Annotated in this window: 14 protein-coding genes; 12 read left to right on the top strand and 2 right to left on the bottom strand. The window is 51.3% G+C overall.

What is annotated here, in order from left to right; genetic code table 11:
• Window positions 1-18 precede the first annotated feature (18 nt).
• The 10 genes from bamA (at window position 19) to tilS (ending at window position 13,065) form a co-directional block, all read left to right on the top strand.
• Entirely contained in the window at window positions 19-2,511 is a 2,493-nt protein-coding gene (gene bamA / locus ACFFJP_RS19235) for an outer membrane protein assembly factor BamA (protein ID WP_377248180.1), read from the top strand.
• 25 nt (window positions 2,512-2,536) lie between these two features.
• Window positions 2,537-3,052 carry an OmpH/Skp family outer membrane protein gene (locus tag ACFFJP_RS19230; protein ID WP_208932332.1) on the top strand — a complete coding sequence of 172 codons (516 nt, stop codon included), beginning with the start codon at window positions 2,537-2,539 and terminating at the stop codon, window positions 3,050-3,052.
• A complete protein-coding gene (lpxD, locus tag ACFFJP_RS19225) occupies window positions 3,052-4,101 on the top strand; it encodes a UDP-3-O-(3-hydroxymyristoyl)glucosamine N-acyltransferase (protein ID WP_377248176.1) in 1,050 nt (349 codons plus the stop codon). The genes ACFFJP_RS19230 and lpxD overlap by 1 nt, the downstream gene beginning before the upstream one ends.
• A gap of 41 nt (window positions 4,102-4,142) precedes the next feature.
• Complete coding sequence (fabZ, locus tag ACFFJP_RS19220; protein ID WP_208932330.1) at window positions 4,143-4,595, top strand: 3-hydroxyacyl-ACP dehydratase FabZ; 453 nt, start codon at window positions 4,143-4,145, stop codon at window positions 4,593-4,595.
• A 1-nt stretch (window position 4,596) separates the two neighbouring features.
• Window positions 4,597-5,367 (top strand): acyl-ACP--UDP-N-acetylglucosamine O-acyltransferase, encoded by a 771-nt coding sequence (gene lpxA / locus ACFFJP_RS19215; protein ID WP_377248173.1) that lies wholly within the window; start codon window positions 4,597-4,599, stop codon window positions 5,365-5,367.
• Between the two features lie 66 nt (window positions 5,368-5,433).
• A complete protein-coding gene (gene lpxB, locus ACFFJP_RS19210; protein ID WP_377248170.1) occupies window positions 5,434-6,597 on the top strand; it encodes a lipid-A-disaccharide synthase in 1,164 nt (387 codons plus the stop codon).
• Window positions 6,594-7,184, top strand: a complete 591-nt coding sequence (rnhB, locus tag ACFFJP_RS19205; RefSeq protein WP_377248167.1) for a ribonuclease HII — start codon at window positions 6,594-6,596, stop codon at window positions 7,182-7,184. The genes lpxB and rnhB overlap by 4 nt, the downstream gene beginning before the upstream one ends.
• 30 nt (window positions 7,185-7,214) lie before the next feature.
• A complete protein-coding gene (dnaE, locus tag ACFFJP_RS19200) occupies window positions 7,215-10,682 on the top strand; it encodes a DNA polymerase III subunit alpha (protein ID WP_377248164.1) in 3,468 nt (1,155 codons plus the stop codon).
• Window positions 10,683-10,699: 17 nt separating this feature from the next.
• Window positions 10,700-11,656, top strand: a complete 957-nt coding sequence (gene accA / locus ACFFJP_RS19195) for an acetyl-CoA carboxylase carboxyl transferase subunit alpha (RefSeq protein ID WP_377248161.1) — start codon at window positions 10,700-10,702, stop codon at window positions 11,654-11,656.
• A 44-nt stretch (window positions 11,657-11,700) separates the two neighbouring features.
• A complete protein-coding gene (gene tilS, locus ACFFJP_RS19190; RefSeq protein ID WP_377248158.1) occupies window positions 11,701-13,065 on the top strand; it encodes a tRNA lysidine(34) synthetase TilS in 1,365 nt (454 codons plus the stop codon).
• Between the two features lies 1 nt (window position 13,066).
• Here the strand turns inward: tilS and ACFFJP_RS19185 are convergent, their stop codons facing one another.
• Both ACFFJP_RS19185 and ACFFJP_RS19180 read right to left on the bottom strand, forming a co-directional pair.
• Window positions 13,067-14,005 (bottom strand): GGDEF domain-containing protein, encoded by a 939-nt coding sequence (locus tag ACFFJP_RS19185; protein ID WP_377248155.1) that lies wholly within the window; start codon window positions 14,003-14,005, stop codon window positions 13,067-13,069.
• Between the two features lie 139 nt (window positions 14,006-14,144).
• Window positions 14,145-15,284 carry a patatin-like phospholipase family protein gene (locus tag ACFFJP_RS19180; RefSeq protein ID WP_377248152.1) on the bottom strand — a complete coding sequence of 380 codons (1,140 nt, stop codon included), beginning with the start codon at window positions 15,282-15,284 and terminating at the stop codon, window positions 14,145-14,147.
• A 185-nt stretch (window positions 15,285-15,469) separates the two neighbouring features.
• Here ACFFJP_RS19180 and ACFFJP_RS19175 point away from each other — a divergent pair, with 185 nt between their 5' ends.
• Entirely contained in the window at window positions 15,470-16,333 is an 864-nt protein-coding gene (locus ACFFJP_RS19175; protein ID WP_377248149.1) for a DUF3014 domain-containing protein, read from the top strand.
• Window positions 16,330-16,920, top strand: coding sequence for a lysophospholipid acyltransferase family protein (locus tag ACFFJP_RS19170; RefSeq protein WP_377248146.1), 591 nt, complete (start codon window positions 16,330-16,332; stop codon window positions 16,918-16,920). Before ACFFJP_RS19175 ends, ACFFJP_RS19170 begins: the two co-directional genes overlap by 4 nt.
• Window positions 16,921-16,969 lie beyond the last annotated feature (49 nt).

The following is a 16,969-nucleotide window of genomic DNA, read 5'->3' as shown; positions in this document are numbered from 1 at the left end:
CAAAAGTAGTCCAAAACAATGACAATTAAACGATTAGTAGCTGCGATGTGGCTGGCCTCTGCCAGCGCGTCGGTGCTCGCTGAACAATCATTTACTGTACAAGATATTCAGGTGGAAGGCTTACAACGCGTCGCTTTAGGTGCAGCCCTGAATAATCTGCCGTTTAACATCGGCGACACTGTTACAGAATACACTTTATCTAAAAGTATCAAAACGTTGTACGCAGCTGGCCATTTTGATGAGATTACAGTGCTGCGCGATGGCAATGCCATCATCTACCGCGTCAAAGAACGTCCGACCATTAACGCGGTGGAGTTCGACGGCAACAAAGACATCAAAGAAGAACAGTTACAGGAAAGTCTGACTAACCAGAAGATCATCGTCGGTGAACAACTGGACAAGACGATCATCCGTGAACTGGAAAATGGTTTGACCGAATTCTTCCATGGTGTTGGTAAATACAATGCCAAAGTTGAGATCAAACTGACTTATCTGCCACGTAACCGCGTCAATCTGAAACTGGAATTTAAAGAAGGCGATGCCGCCTCCGTCCGTCAGATCAATATCGTCGGTAACGAATTGTTCAGCGACGAAGAGATCATGAAAGATATCGAGTCGATGGTCGATTTACCGTGGTGGCGTTTTATGTCATCTGACCGTTACCAAAAAGACACCTTAAAAGGCGATTTGGAAAAGATCCGCAGTTATTACCTGGATCGTGGTTATTTGCGTTTTGATATCGAAGCCAATACCGTTGCGGTCAGCCCGGATAAAAACTCAGTGTATGTTACGTTGCAAGTCAAAGAGGGCGTGCAATACAACATCAAAGGCATTGAGTTTGTTGGCGACCTGATTGGTCAGGATGAGCTGATTAAAGCCATGCTGCCACTCAAAGACGGCCAGTTGTATAACGGCGCTTTGGTGACTTACACCGAAGAAAGTATCGCTAAATTCCTGGCCAGCTTCGGTTATGCCAACTCGAAAGTGCGTACCAGCACGAACATCAACGACGATACTAAAGAAGTGGCGTTGTCGATTAACGTTGATCCGGGCAAGCGCGTCTATGTTAACCGCATTTCTGTGACCGGCAATGCGGCCACGAAAGACGAAGTCATTCGTCGTGAGATGCGGCAGATGGAAGGTTCCTGGTTGTCGAATGACCGGCTGGAAATGTCGAAGTTATTTATCCAACGCCTGCCGTATATCGAGAAGGTTGAGTTCGAGACCAAAGATGTACCGGGTGTCGACGATAAAGTCGACGTGACCTTTAAGATCAAAGAACGGCCGTCGGGCAGCTTTAACGCCGGTGTGTCTTTTGGTAGTTATCAAGGTCTGGCGTTCCAGTTTGGCGTTGAGCAACAAAGCTTCCTCGGCAGCGGTAATTCTGCTGGCATCAGCTTTAATACCAACAAATATCAGAAGTCGGTGAATCTGTCATTTACCGATCCGTATTTCACCCTCGATGGCGTCAGCCTCGGTGGCTCAGTGTTTTATTCTGACTTCGACGGTAGCCGTGCGGGTCTTGAAGCATACAACCAGAAGAGTTATGGCACGGGTGTAAACTTCGGCTATCCGCTGAATGACTTTAACCGGCTGAATTTTGGTGCCAACGTGGTATGGAACGAGATCAACTCGATTCAAGAATTTGACCAAATCCGCCATTTCCGTGGTGTTTTGATTGATTCAGCAAATCCGGATGCAGCTTACAAGTTCACTAACTATGAACTGTTGGCCGGTTGGGTGATGAGTACGTTAAACCGCGGCACTTTCCCAACGGACGGTACTTATCTGGGTGCCAATATCAAGGTAACGACGCCCAATTCAGATTTAACGTACTTTAAAACCAACTTTGAGGCGCGGCATTATATTCCGCTAAGCAGCGATCACGGCTGGTCATTCCTTAGCAAGCTGGAACTGGGTTATGGCAACGGCTATGGCGATAACAATGGTTACGACCATACCTTACCATTTAACGACAGCTTCTATGCCGGTGGTCAGAACTTCCGTGGTTTTGAAAACCGCGTAATCGGTCCACGCGCTGTTTATCGTTATGTGAATGCGATTCCAGGTTTACCTGATCCATTTAACGGCACTTCTACCGGGGGGCTGCCAAACTCGGCGAAATATGATACTTATCAGGTATCCCGCCGGTCATTCGGTGGTAACGCGATGGCGATTGGTACGCTTGAACTCATCACGCCTACGCCGTTCCTGAAAGAAGATTATGCCAACTCAGTGCGCACCAGTTTGTTTGTCGATGCCGGTAACGTCTGGGACACCGAATTTGACATTAATCGGTACACAGGTCTGACTCAGGCACTGGATTCGTCCTACTACCAGCCTGGTTTGCTGGATTATTCAGATGCAGGTATGATGCGCGCTTCAGCCGGTCTGACTGTGCAATGGATCTCGCCAATGGGCCCGTTAACCTTTAGTCTCGCGAAGATCCTGCGCAAATACGAAGGTGACGAGCAAGAGAACTTCAGTTTCAACATTGGTACTACATTCTAAAAATTAATTTGAGGTAATAGGAAACATGTTTAAGTCAGCTTTTTCTAAAACAGCACTGTTAGTTGCCGGTGTGATGATGGCCGGTGCTGTGTCTGCCAAAGAAATGAAAATTGGTTTTGTTGATGTGCGTGAAGTGTTCTCACAACTGCCGCAAGCCGCCAAACTGCAAGAAACGATGAAAGCCGAATTCGGTGGCAAAATCGCTGAAGTACAAAAACTGGAAAAAGACATCGCATTCAACGTTGAAAAATTCAAACGTGATGGCTCAACCATGAGCGACGAGCAAAAGAAAAAACTGCAGGAAGATATCGGTAAACAACAGCAACAGTATGAGCAACTGGCTCGTCCGCTGGGTGAACAGATCCGCGCTCGTGAAACAGAAGAGCGGAACAAACTGCAGGCACTGATCAAATCTGCTATCGATCAAATCGCAGCAAAAGACCAGTACGATCTGGTACTGAATGCTGAAGCTGCTGTGTATGCCAAGCCAGAGTACAACATCTCTGCCGCTGTGGTTGCTCAGGTCAGCAAAGCGAAATAATGCCAGCTTTTAGCCTGCATGAATTAGCTCAGCTGCTCTCAGCTGAGCTGCACGGAGACGGCGCTGAAATCATCAGCGCCGTTGCCACATTAGAAAATGCCGTGCGTGGCCAGATCACCTTTCTGTCCAACAGCAAATATCGCAAGTATCTGCAGCAAACCCAGGCATCTGTCGTGTTGATTAGTGCTGCTGAGCTGGAGTATTGCCCGGTCGCAGCCTTAGTGGTGCCCGATCCTTACGTCGCTTTTGCCAAAGTGGCCCAATTACTCGACAACACCCCACGCGCCGCTACCGCGATAGCACCGACCGCACAGATTGACGCCAGTGCGCAGCTTGGCGCTGATGTTGCTATCGGTCATCATGCGGTCATTAGTGCCGGCGCGGTGATCGGCGATGGCGTGCAAATCGGCGCTGGTTGTTTTATCGGCGAAGGCGCAGTCATCGGTGCCGGCAGTAAGATTTGGCCGAATGTCAGTATTTATCATCGCGTACGACTCGGTGCTGATTGTATTGTGCATAGTGGCGCAGTGCTGGGTGCCGATGGATTTGGTTTTGCCAATCAGCGCGGCAACTGGCTGAAGATCCCCCAGGTTGGTACCGTCATCATTGGCGATCGCTGTGAGATCGGCGCCAGCACCACGATAGATCGTGGCGCGCTGGAAGATACCGTAATAGGTACTAACTGCATTATAGATAATCAGGTACAAATCGCGCACAACGTGCAGATTGGGGACCATACTGCCATCGCTGGCTGTACTGTGGTCGCCGGCAGTACTAAGATTGGCAAATACTGCATCATTGGCGGCGCCTGTGCCATCAATGGGCATATGGAGATCTGTGATGGTGTCCAGATCACCGGCATGTCGATGATTATTAAATCCATCACCGAAAAAGGTATTTATTCTTCGGGGATGCCAGCGGCCACCAATCTGGAATGGCGCAAAAACAGTGCCCGTTACCGGCAGCTGGATCAGATGTATCAGCGTTTACGCGAACTGGAGCAGCAAGTCGCTGCCCTGACGCCGTCAGCCGGCCCGAACGCGTCTTAAACGCCGGGCGGCAACGCTTCTTTTCAGACAGAGGAATCATTTTGGCTAATTCATTAAACACACTGGACATCCAGGAAATCATGGCGTTATTGCCACACCGTTATCCGTTTCTGTTGATCGATCGGGTGCTGGATTATGTGCCAGGTGAGAGCCTGACCGCAGTGAAAAATGTCACAATCAACGAGCCAATTTTCACCGGCCACTTCCCGAATTTGCCAATCTTTCCTGGCGTGTTGATCCTTGAAGCAATGGCACAGGCGACTGGTTTGCTTGGTTTTAAGACCGTCAGCGAACGCAAAGAAAACGAGTTGTATCTGTTTGCCGGTGTCGATGAAGCGCGATTCAAAAAGCCGGTCGTGCCGGGCGACCAGCTGATCCTCGAAGTGAAGTTTTTGGTTGAAAAACGCAACATCTGGAAATTTTACGCCGAAGCCAAAGTCGACGGTCAAATCGTTTGTTCTGCCCAGATTATGTGCGCCAGAAGAGAGCTTTAATATGATCCATCCAAGTGCGGTGATTGAAGCCGGTGCCCGCATTGGCGCCAATGTAAAAGTCGGCCCATTTTGTTACATCGGTGCCGACGTTGAGATCGGTGATAATTGTATCCTGGAATCTCATGTGGTGATTAAAGGCCCGAGCCGGATTGGTTCAGGCAATCACTTTTTCCAGTTTTGCAGTATCGGTGAAGCTTGTCAGGATAAAAAATACCGCAACGAACCGACACAGCTGATCATTGGCAATGACAACGTATTTCGCGAAAACTGTACTGTGCATCGCGGCACTATCCAGGACAAAGGCATCACCCAAATCGGCAGTCGCGGCTTGTATATGAACAGCAGCCACGTTGCCCATGACTGTGTCATTGGTGATGACGTGATCTTCGCCAGTGGTGCGCAGGCCGCAGGCCATGTGCATATCGGCAATTGGGCGATCCTGGGCGGTATGAGCGGCATTCACCAATTTTGTCACATTGGCGCGCACGCTTTTATCGGCGGGGGCTCTATTGTGGTCAAAGATGTGCCGCCTTATGTGATGGCGCATGGCTCGCACGCAGTGCCACATGGCATTAACAGCGAAGGCTTAAAACGTCGTGGTTTCACTTCAGAAGTCATTCTGGAGATCCGCCGCGCTTATAAAGTGCTGTACCGTCAGGGCCTGACGGTGCCGGAAGCGCTGGCAGAGTTAAACGCCAAAGCGGCAGAGCTGCCAGAGTTAAAAGCCTTCACTGATTTTATTGAAAACGCATCACGCGGTATTGTCCGCTGATGGTGGCGCCGGACTGCCCAGCTGCAGCTCCGGCAATCACCTGCTTCTTGTTTCAGGATGAACTCCTTGTTTAAAACGCCTCTTCGCATCGGTTTGATCGCCGGTGAACATTCCGGTGATATCCTTGGCGCTGATTTAATCCGTGCGTTAAAGCAGCGCTATCCAGATGCTGAATTTTATGGCATCGGTGGTGAGCGTATGCGGGCACAAGGGTTTACCGCAGTGTTTGATATGGAAGAATTGGCCGTGATGGGCATTGTTGAAGTGCTAGGCCGTCTTCCGAGGTTACTGCAGGTGCGGCGCGAGATCCTGGCGCATTTCAGTCAAAACCGGCCCGATGTCTTTATTGGCATCGATGCACCGGATTTTAACTTACCGGTTGAACTGAAACTGAAACAAGCGGGTATCAAAACCATTCAGTATGTCAGTCCCTCGGTTTGGGCCTGGCGGCAAAAACGTATTTTTAAAATCGAAAAGGCGACTCATCTGGTTCTGGCGTTGTTGCCGTTTGAAAAAGCCTTTTATGATAAATTTCAGGTACCTTGCGCTTTTGTTGGCCACACCCTGGCTGACCAGATGCCGGTCGAGCCTGACAAAATCGCCGCGAAAACGGCGTTAGGCTTTGCCGCTGAGCGGCCATTACTGGCGCTGATGCCGGGTAGCCGCACCAACGAAATCAAACTGCTGGCGCCGGATTTTTTCCGCGCGGCGGCCGCGTTACAGCAACAGCAGCCTGAGCTGCAGCTAGTCTGTAATATGGTGACTGCGCAAAAAGCCGAGCTTTATCAAAAGATTAAAGATGAAGTCGCACCTCAGTTACAGGTCAAACTGCTGATAGGTCAGGCGCGCGATGTGCTGACCGCCGCCGATGCGGTCTACATCGCCTCCGGCACTGCGACGTTAGAAGCAATGCTGGCTAAAACGCCGATGGTGGTGGCTTACAAGACCAACTGGCTGACTTATCAGATCGCCAGCCGGATGGTGAAACTGCAGCATTTCAGTTTACCGAATTTACTGGCCGATAAAGCACTGGTGCCAGAGCTATTACAAGACGCGGTGACAGTTGCAGCCTTAGTCAGTCAAATGCAGCCACTGCTTGGCGTCAAAGGGCAGGATACTTATCAGGATTTTGTCGCCATCCACCAACAAATTCGCTGTGATGCCAGCGCCACTGCGGCGCAGGCTGTGACCGCATTACTTGAAACCTCCTCTGTAGAGACACAGCAATGACCTATGAATTTGTCCGGCCGCCTTTTACGCTGATTGCCGGTGTCGATGAAGTCGGCCGCGGTCCGCTGATTGGCGCAGTCGTGACGGCGGCTGTGATACTCGACCCGGCAAAGCCGATCAGTGGTCTGAATGACTCTAAAAAGCTCAGCGAAAAGAAACGCTTATTGTTGGTTGAAGAAATTAAAGCCAAGGCTTTAAGCTGGAGCCTGGGCCGGGCTGAAGTTGAAGAAATTGATAGTCTGAATATCTTGCATGCAACGATGCTGGCAATGGAACGTGCCGTGGCCGGCTTACATATCCGACCTGAGTGGGTGCTGATTGACGGCAACCGCGTGCCGGAAGGTCTCAAAGGCCGTGCCGGCGCGGTGGTGAAAGGTGATAGTCTGGTGCCGGAGATCAGTGCCGCGTCGATTTTAGCCAAAGTAGCGCGTGACGCAGAGATGACGGCCTTGCATCAACAGTATCCACAATATAATTTTGCCGGACATAAAGGCTATCCGACCGCTGAACATCTGGCGGCGATCAAACAATTTGGTATCTTGGCGCAGCACCGTCGCAGTTTCCGGCCGGTGCGTGAGCTGTTATAACCACAGGCCAGTAGCCGTGGCGGGGTGTTGATGGAACCGATTTTTGTACATCTGCGGGTGCACAGTGATTTTTCGATGATCGATGGATTATCGAAGATCAAACCTATTGTCAGTGCGGCCAAAAAGCAGGCGATGCCAGCCTTGGCGCTGACTGATCAGATGAACATGTGTGGTCTGGTGCGGTTTTATTCCACTGCGCACGACGCCGGTATCAAGCCTATCGTTGGCGCCGACCTGTTTGTCCAACATCCGTTTTTCCCCGGTGAAGCCTGCCGGTTATTGATCCTGGCCGCTGACAATGATGGCTACCAGAATCTGACCATGTTGCTGTCGAAGGCCTACTTGCGTGGCCATGTCGACAACAAACCGCAAATTGACCACGACTGGCTGGCTGAACATCACAAAGGCCTGATTGTGATTTCCGGCGGCAAAGAAGGTCCGCTAGGGAAAGCACTGATCAAAGGCAATCAGGGCAGTACCGATGCGCTGGTGCAGTTCTATCAGCAATATTTCCCGGACAGTTTTTTTCTCGAGTTGATCCGCACAGGCCGACCGGATGAAGAGATCTATATCCAGCAAGCGGTTACTCTGGCGGAAAATACCGGCCTTCCGGTCGTTGCGACCAACGAAGTGGTGTTTTTAACGCCGGATGATTTTTCTGCGCATGAAATTCGGGTCGCCATCCACGATGGCTATACCTTAGAAGACAAACGCCGACCGAAAAAATACAGTGAATCTCAGTACTTACGCTCGGCTGACGAGATGGCTGCGCTGTTTCACGACCTGCCTGAAGCGCTGGCCAACTCTGTCGAAATCGCCAAGCGTTGCAATGTGACTATCCGCCTTGGTGAATATTTCCTGCCGGCTTTTCCGACCGGTGGCATGTCTGACGCCGATTTTCTGGTGCTGAAATCGCGCGAAGGTCTGGAAGATCGGATGCAGATCCTGTTTCCGGACGAAGCGGTCCGTGCTGAAAAACGCCAGCCTTATGATGAACGTCTGCAGATTGAACTCGACGTGATCAACCAGATGGGCTTCCCGGGTTACTTCCTGGTCGTGATGGAGTTTATCCAGTGGTCTAAGGATAACGACATTCCGGTAGGGCCGGGTCGCGGCTCGGGTGCCGGCTCACTGGTGGCTTATGCACTGAAGATCACCGATCTGGATCCGCTGGAATTTGACTTACTGTTTGAGCGTTTCTTAAACCCGGAACGGGTATCAATGCCTGACTTTGACGTCGACTTCTGTATGGACCGGCGCGACGAAGTCATTGAACACGTCTCCGACATGTACGGCCGCGAAGCGGTGTCGCAGATTATTACCTTCGGTACTATGGCGGCCAAAGCGGTGATCCGCGACGTTGGCCGGGTGCTGGGGCATCCATATGGTTTTGTTGATCGCATCTCTAAACTGATCCCGCCAACACCTGGCATGACGCTGGAACAAGCCTTTATTGAAGAGCCACGGCTGCCTGAGTTGTACGCGTCTGATCAGGAAGTGAAAGATCTGATTGATATGGCGCGCCGGCTCGAAGGCGTGACGCGTAACGCCGGTAAACACGCCGGTGGCGTGGTGATCGCGCCAACAAAAATTACCGACTTTGCTCCGGTCTATTGTGACGCTGAAGGCAATAACCCAGTCACCCAGTTTGATAAAAACGACGTGGAATATGCCGGCTTAGTGAAGTTTGACTTCCTTGGCTTACGCACCCTGACCATCCTGCAATGGGCGGTCAATATGGTGAACGACCGGCATAAAAAAACCAATCAGCCGCTGGTCGATATCAATCATATCCCGCTGGTCGACCGTAAAAGTTACGACATGCTGATGAAAGCGGAGACAACCGCAGTATTCCAGTTGGAATCACGCGGCATGAAAGATCTGATCCGCCGGCTGCAGCCGGACTGCTTTGAAGACATGATCGCACTGGTTGCGCTGTTCCGGCCAGGCCCTTTGCAATCGGGCATGGTGGATAACTTCATCGACCGGAAACGCGGCCGCGAAGAAATTTCCTATCCAGATGCAACCTGGCAACACGAATCGCTAAAACCGATCCTGGAACCAACCTACGGCATTATTCTGTACCAAGAGCAAGTCATGCAGATTGCGCAGGTGCTGTCGGGTTATTCGCTTGGCGGCGCTGACTTATTGCGCCGGGCTATGGGTAAAAAGAAACCCGAAGAAATGGCCAAACAGCGTGATACCTTCCAGAACGGTGCGGCGGCCAACGGTGTAGATCCAGAATTGGCGATGAAAATCTTCGATCTGGTAGAGAAGTTCGCCGGTTACGGCTTTAACAAATCGCACTCTGCCGCTTATGCGCTGGTGTCGTACCAGACGCTATGGATGAAAGCGCATTATCCGGCCGAGTTTATGGCGGCGGTAATGTCGGCGGATATGGACAACACCGACAAAATAGTGACGTTGGTTGACGAATGTGAGCATATGAAGCTCAAACTGCTGCCACCGGATGTGAATTCGGGCCAGCATAAATTCACCGTCAACACCGATGGCCATATCGTGTATGGTATTGGCGCTATTAAAGGCGTGGGTGAAGGTCCGATCGAAGCGATTATCGAAGCGCGCGATAGCGGTGGGCCTTTCCTGGATTTGTTCGATTTTTGCCATCGAGTTGATTTAAAACGGCTCAATCGCCGTGTGATTGAAAAACTGATCCTGGCCGGTGCGATGGACCGGCTGGGGCCGCACCGCGCATCGACAATGGCGACGCTGGAAGAGGCGATGAAAGCCGCGGAACAGCAAGCCAAAGCGCAGGCGATGGGACAAGATGACTTGTTTGGTTCTCTCGCGCCTGAGCCGGAAAACTCGCAGCATGCTTTTAAACAGGTGCCGGTATGGCCGGATGAAGTTTGGCTGGAAGGTGAACGCGAAACGCTGGGCTTGTATCTGACCGGTCACCCGATCAACCGCTATCTGGCGGAGATCCACCATTATTCAACGGCAAGGCTGGTTGACTTTACGCCGACCCGGCGTGATCAGACTGTGCATGCTTGTGGCTTAGTGGTGAACGTGCGGGTTTTAATCAATAAAAAAGGCCGGCGCTGGGCTTTGGTGCAGCTCGATGATAAATCGGCGCGGTTAGATGTACGTTTTTTCCCCGAACAGTTCGAGAACTTCGAGCATCTGCTGCAAAAAGACAAGGTTTTGGTGGTATCAGGACAGGTCAGCTTTGATGATTTCAGCGGTGGCCTTACAATGACCGGCCGCGAGGTGGTCGAGATCACCCAGGCCAGGGAAAAATGCCTGAAACATTTGTTTGTCAGTATTGACGCCGACAAACTCAATCCGGACAAGCTGCAACAGTTGCGGCAGGTTCTGAACGAATTTAAAGCCGGAACCGTGCCTGTCAAATTACGTTACCAGCGTCCGGAAGGCGCGGTGACACTGGCACTCGGTACAGATTGGTGGATCACACCCACAGACGCTTTGTTGCATCAGTTAAAACAATTAGCAACAATACAACTTGAATTTAATTAGGTAGGTAGTGACAGTCGATGATGCTGAATTATTTAGAGTTTGAGCAACCGATTGCGGAACTTGAAGCAAAAATAGAAGAACTGCGCAAAGTCAGCCGTAATGGTGAGTTTGACCTGGGCCTCGAAGAAGAGGTGAACAAGCTCAAAGAAAAAAGTCTGACGCTGACCAAAAAGATTTTTGCAGAGTTAGGTCCATGGCAGGTTGCACAGTTAGCCCGCCATCCGCTGCGTCCTTACACGCTGGACTATATCAAACACATCTTTACTGATTTTGATGAACTAGCTGGCGACCGCGCTTTTGCCAACGATCCGGCTATTGTTTGCGGTACTGCCCGTTTAGGCGACCGTCCGGTGATGATTATCGGTCATCAGAAAGGCCGTGATACTGCCGAGAAAATCAAACGCAACTTCGGTATGCCGAAGCCAGAAGGTTATCGCAAAGCGCTGCGCATGTATGAAATGGCTGAACGCTTTAAAATGCCGATTATCACTTTTATTGACACCCCGGGTGCTTATCCGGGCATCGGCGCGGAAGAGCGTGGTCAAAGTGAAGCTATCGCCCGTAACCTCAAAGTGATGGCAGGCCTGAAAGTGCCGGTGCTGTGTACTGTGATTGGTGAAGGTGGTTCTGGTGGTGCATTGGCGATTGGCGTTGGCGATCAGGTCAACATGCTGCAATACAGCACCTACTCGGTGATTTCACCGGAAGGCTGTGCCTCCATTCTGTGGAAAAGCGCGGAAAAAGCTCCTTTGGCGGCCGAGGCAATGGGTGTGACTGCACCTCGCATCAAAGAATTAGGCCTGATTGATGACATCATCAATGAGCCGCTTGGTGGCGCGCACCGCGCCCACGAGCAAATTGCACAAAGTGTTAAAACAGCACTGCAACGTGATTTAGCGAAACTCGATAAATTCTCTGTTGCCGAATTACTGGACCGGCGGTATAAACGCCTGATGTCCTTTGGTTATTGCTAAGCCAGCAACAAGGAAAGCCGCCGTCAGGCGGCTTTTTTATCTCGATGCTAATCAGCCCTGAAGCCGATAATTTATGCCAAAACCTGCAGCAGGCCGTATTGACTGCGCTTGTGGCCAGCAACAAACCCAATGTCCTGTTGGCGCTGAGCGGTGGGCTGGATTCAATGGTGTTGCTACACCTGCTGGCGAGCCTGCGGCATAAAGCCGGCTTTTCTTTAAAGGTCGCTCATGTCCATCATGGCTTGCAGGCGCAGGCCGACGATTGGGCGGCTTTTTGTCAGGCGCAGGCGAATGCCTTGCAGCTCGATTTTCAACTCTGCCGGGTCCAGCTAGCCGAGCCAGAGCGCAATATTGAACAGCAGGCGCGCACCTTGCGCTATCAGGCGCTGGCAGAACTGCTGACGCCGGACACTGTGTTAATGACAGCACACCATGCTGATGACCAGCTGGAAACAATGTTATTGGCGCTTAAGCGCGGCAGTGGTTTGCAAGGACTGGCCGCAATTGCCGCACAAAAACCTTTTGCCGGCACTCAGCTGTTGCGGCCACTGCTAGCTTTTAGTCGCTCTGAGCTGGAACAATATGCAAAAGCTCAGCAGCTGGCTTTTGTCACGGATCCAAGCAATCAGGATGACAGCTTTGACCGGAATTTCCTGCGCCAGCACGTGCTGCCGTTATTACAACAACGTTTCCCTGCGATCAGCCAAACCACGGCCCGCAGTTGTCAGTTGTTGCAGCAAAGTCTTGAATACCAGCAACAGCAGTTGGCAAGCGAGTTGACACGAGTACTGCGCCACGACCAACTGGATTTAACCCGGCTTGCACAATTAGCGAATCCGGTACGCGATTTATTACTGAGACACTTCCTGAGCCGCTTTGACCTGACGCCTTCTGCCGAGCAAACCCGTGAGTTTGTCCAGTGCTTTTTATTGGCTGAAACGGATGCACAGCCGCAGCTGCAGTGGGGGGATTGGCAATTGCGCCGCTTTGATGGCTTGTTATACCTGCTTGATCAAAAAGCACAGCTGCAAGCGACAGCACAGCCAGCCGATGAAGCCCAGCTGGCGCCGCAGCAACCACTGCTTTGGCAGCACTGGCAGTTTTTATGGAATAGTGATGCAAAGGCGCCTGATGCGACGTGGTCCAGCTTACCGTTGGCCGTCCCCTTGGCAGACCAGCTTCGGCTGACCACAGGGCAACTTAACCGACGTTTTACCCCGGCAGGTTATGCGCATAGCAAAGCACTGAAAGACTGGTGTAAGCATTGGAAAGTGCCGCCCTGGCGACGTGGCTCCATGCCGTTTATCATCGCCGGACAGCAAAACACAGTGGTCGCAGTGCCTGATTTTGCCAGTCATTGCGAGGCAGCACAGGCACTCAGCTGGCTGCACTTTAAAGCGGAAGTTTAATTCAGGCGTTCATCACTTCTACGATCGGCTTGCTGTGGATCACGGCAGTACGCACCGCATTTTTACCACTTTGCTTGGCGTCATATAGTGCTGAATCGGCTCGATTAAACAAGGTTTGAGTGGTTTCTTCCGCTTGGTGGGAAGCTAAGCCCGCGCTGGCAGATACACCAAATTTGACACAAATATGATGCTGGCCAATGGCCTTCACCAGGCGATGTGCAACCAATTCAGCGCTTTGGGCATCTTCTGCAGTTAACAACACGGCAAATTCGTCACCACCAAAGCGAAACAGATTATCACTGGCACGCAGTGTACAGCGCATGGCGTCTGCGACGGCCAGCAACACTTCGTCACCGGCATGATGGCCGAAGTTGTCATTCACTTGTTTAAAGTTGTCCAAATCTAACAGGATCAGCACCATCGGCTGTTGCTTGCGCTCCGTCAGCTGCAGCGCTTTTTGGATCGCATCGTCAAAATACCGTCGATTGCCGAGCCCGGTCAGCGTATCACGCAGGGCTAGTTGCTGTAGCCGGGTGACAATTAACGCATTGCGCAGCGGGAACAGCCATTGTTGTTCCAACTCCAGCAATTTGCGCTGCTGCATTGGGCTGACCGGCAGTTCACTCTGATAAATCAGTTCAGCCAAACATTGTTCATTCAGCACCAGCATACTGCGGTATTCATGCGGGCCATTGCTGGAACCGGCGGCCTTAAACTCGCCGACGGCGGTGCACAGCTGCATTGCCGTCAATGGCAGAATTTTGCCGGCGGCCATCGAGAACATCTGCAATTGCTGGTTGAGTTCCAGCGTGGTTTGCAGTTGTTCCGGCAACGCCGAACTCAGTTTATTGGCGACGGCGGACCACAACGGGCTGCTGGTAATGCCGGCATAACTGGGCACATGTTGTAATGACATATCGGAAAAGCTGAACATTTCCATCAGCGACTCCCTGACGTGGATAATAGTTCAGCAAAGCATGTTTTGTGCCACTCAGTGTAAGTATATGTTTAGAAATGAGAATGTATAAAAAACATGCGTTAAATCAACTGCAGAAGCGGCAGCATGCTGCCGCAAGTGACTAATTTTTGGCGGCGAGAAAAGTCATCAGACTGTCCATTTGTACCATCGCGTCCTGATAACCCAGTTCAATTAAGCGTTTGGTGAAATTTTTTTCAAACAGCAGATAACTGGCCAGACTGGAATCTGAGTGTTGTTTGATACCAATGTTGCGTAACAACGAGCGTATTGCCATCGGCAGCGCCAGAAAGTGCTCGCTGGCCAGCGCATTAAAATTCACCGACGGATTGATCAGGTAGCTGTGAACGGGCTTGAGTTCGGATCCGATGTTATGTTGCTGCAATGTCTCGAGTGTCTTATTCACCCGTTGCATCCGTTCTAAATCGGCATTCAGCGTGTCAGAAAATATACTGTCGAGCAGATGGCCGGCAATAGTGGACAGGTTCGGGTGATGTGGCATCTGCTGCAGATGTTCGCGCCGGCGCGGTTGTTCCAGACCGACAATCAGGATCCGATCTGCGCCCAAATGGATTGGCGCGCTGAGCGGTGCCAGTTGATTGACTGAGCCATCGCCAAAATACTGCTGATTGATGCGCACAGATGGCATCACCAGCGGGATGGCGGCAGAGGCCATCAGATGGTGGATCCCCAGCAATGTGCGTTGACCACAACGACGCGAACGTTGCCATTCACTGGCATCCCGGCTTTGAAAAAAGGTAATCGAATCACCGCTGTTGTAGCAACTGGCGGTCACTGACACGCTGTCGAGGTAACCGCCCATAATATTGCGGTCCAGCCGCTTTAAATCCAGCATATTATTCAGCAGGATCTTCAGTGGTTTGTTGTCCAGCATCGATACCGGTTTATGATTGGCATAATCGGCCTGAAAAGCGCTCAGAAACCCGCGGATCAAATGCCAGGTGGCGCGGATATAATCGGAATAATACACCTGACCGGTATGGAAGTTTTTCCACACCCACTCCAGTTTTTTGACGCCAAGCTGAAAGCAACTGGCGTAACAGGCGATGGCGGTGCCATTGATGGCGCCTGCCGAAGTGCCACAGATGATTTGAAACGGAATTTTGCTGTTGCGCGGATATTGTTGTGCTATCGCTTTAAGCACGCCGACCTGATAGGCCGCACGCGCGCCACCGCCAGTCAGTAGAATGGCGGTTTTTTGTGAATTTGTTTTATCTGTCATAGAGATAACAACATACGTCTGAATAGCCTAACTATTAACTATTGCATGGTTTTAAGCAATGCCATCACTGGTCGGGCTAGGCTGGCGACAAGATAAAATTGAAACTTTTCAATCACTTTAATAACTAAAACGACATGGTCTGCGTTAAAGTAATCTGAATAGGTTCACAAGGAGTCGAAGCGTTTATGTCGAATCAACCGAAATCTCGTTCTATATCCTGGATTGCACCGGTGTTGGTGTTGGTGCTGATCGCAGGGGCCGCCTGGTATTTGTTAAAACCAGTACCACAACCTATTGCCACAACCCCGGTTTCAATGCAGCCGGCGCCTGTAGTACCAGCGCCTGTCAAGGCGGAACCGGCGGATAAACTGACCCCGGTTCCAGTCGGCGAGGATGGCCTGGCGGCTCAGGCTGATGATGCTGGCACTGATCTTGGCAGTGAAACTGAAGTCGCCGGCGCGCCGGCCTTGCCGCCATTGGACCAGTCAGATGCTGTAGTCAAAGAAGCGTTTTTGGGCCTGAAATGGCAACCGGGCCTGGCGTCATTGTTTTTAAATGAAGAGATGATCCGGCGTTTTGTCGTGCAGGTTGACAATATTGCTCAGGGTCGATTGATTGCGGAGCAGGCTTTGTTTAAAGGTCTCAGCAAAGACTTCGCCGCCAAGGCTAAAGGTCAGGGCTATACGCTGGATAAAAGTAACTATGCTCGTTACCAGCCATATCTGGATTTGCTGGAGAGTGTGCCACCAGAGCAGGTTGGTGCCTTATATAAGCAGTTTTATCCGTTACTGCAGGCGGCTTATTTAGAGCTTGGGTACCCGAACCAGCAATTTGACGACCGTGTACAGCAGGCGATTAAAGTGTTGCTGAATGCACCTGAGATCAGCGATGAACCGGATCTGACATTACCCTCGGTCCATTATGCTTTTGCCGATGCTGAGCTGGAACAGCTGGGTATGGCACAAAAACAAATGCTGCGGCTGGGGCAAGCGAATCAGCAGCGGCTTAAATTGTTGTTGGTGCAATATCAGTCGGTATTAAAGCGGTGAGTCTACGCTTGCCTGAGTTGGCGCCAGCATTGCCACGGCATGGCAGTGCCCGGGCGCAGCGGCTCGGATATTGGATCCTGTTGCGCCTCGGTTGGCAGGTTCGCGGTAATTTGCCGGACTTGCCCAAGTTGGTCGCCGCCGTGGCACCGCATACCTCAAACTGGGATTTTATTGTCGCTTTTGCCGCCAGTCTGGCGCTGGGAGTGAAAATCTCTTTTTTGGGTAAACACAGTATTTTTATCTGGCCTGTGCGGAATTTTCTGCTGCGGTTTGGCGGAATTCCGGTCGAGCGTAGTCAGCGTCATGGCATTGTGCCGCAGCTGGTCGAGACCTTTCAGCGCGAGCCTGCTTTGCTGCTTGGTATTGCACCTGAAGGTACGCGGAAAAAAGTTGCGCAGTGGAAATCAGGTTTCTGGCATATTGCCAAACAGGCCAATGTGCCTATCCAACTGATTGGACTGGATTTTAAAACGAAGTCGGTTGTGTTCGGGCCGTTACTGCAACCCGGCGAAAGTTTCGATGTGGACTACCCACAAATGCGCGAATTTTTTACTGAGATGCAGCCACGTTTTCCGCAGAACTTTTAACGCTCATTGTCGGTTTGTGCTGAAGTTTTGTCCGAGCCAGCGGCTTTTT

Origin of the sequence: Rheinheimera tilapiae, assembly GCF_042432165.1 — a bacterium.
GTDB lineage: Bacteria > Pseudomonadota > Gammaproteobacteria > Enterobacterales > Alteromonadaceae > Pararheinheimera > Pararheinheimera tilapiae.
Note: the sequence above shows the minus strand (reverse complement) of the source record. Positions and strands in the feature narration are given on the sequence as shown.

Coding starts and splice junctions, on each gene's coding strand:
- bamA (WP_377248180.1), top strand. CDS start 19: ATGACAATTAAACGATTAGTAGCTGCGATGTGGCTGGCCTCTGCCAGC.
- ACFFJP_RS19230 (WP_208932332.1), top strand. CDS start 2,537: ATGTTTAAGTCAGCTTTTTCTAAAACAGCACTGTTAGTTGCCGGTGTG.
- lpxD (WP_377248176.1), top strand. CDS start 3,052: ATGCCAGCTTTTAGCCTGCATGAATTAGCTCAGCTGCTCTCAGCTGAG.
- lpxA (WP_377248173.1), top strand. CDS start 4,597: ATGATCCATCCAAGTGCGGTGATTGAAGCCGGTGCCCGCATTGGCGCC.
- rnhB (WP_377248167.1), top strand. CDS start 6,594: ATGACCTATGAATTTGTCCGGCCGCCTTTTACGCTGATTGCCGGTGTC.
- dnaE (WP_377248164.1), top strand. CDS start 7,215: ATGGAACCGATTTTTGTACATCTGCGGGTGCACAGTGATTTTTCGATG.
- accA (WP_377248161.1), top strand. CDS start 10,700: ATGATGCTGAATTATTTAGAGTTTGAGCAACCGATTGCGGAACTTGAA.
- tilS (WP_377248158.1), top strand. CDS start 11,701: ATGCTAATCAGCCCTGAAGCCGATAATTTATGCCAAAACCTGCAGCAG.
- ACFFJP_RS19185 (WP_377248155.1), bottom strand. CDS start 14,005: ATGGAAATGTTCAGCTTTTCCGATATGTCATTACAACATGTGCCCAGT.
- ACFFJP_RS19180 (WP_377248152.1), bottom strand. CDS start 15,284: ATGACAGATAAAACAAATTCACAAAAAACCGCCATTCTACTGACTGGC.
- ACFFJP_RS19175 (WP_377248149.1), top strand. CDS start 15,470: ATGTCGAATCAACCGAAATCTCGTTCTATATCCTGGATTGCACCGGTG.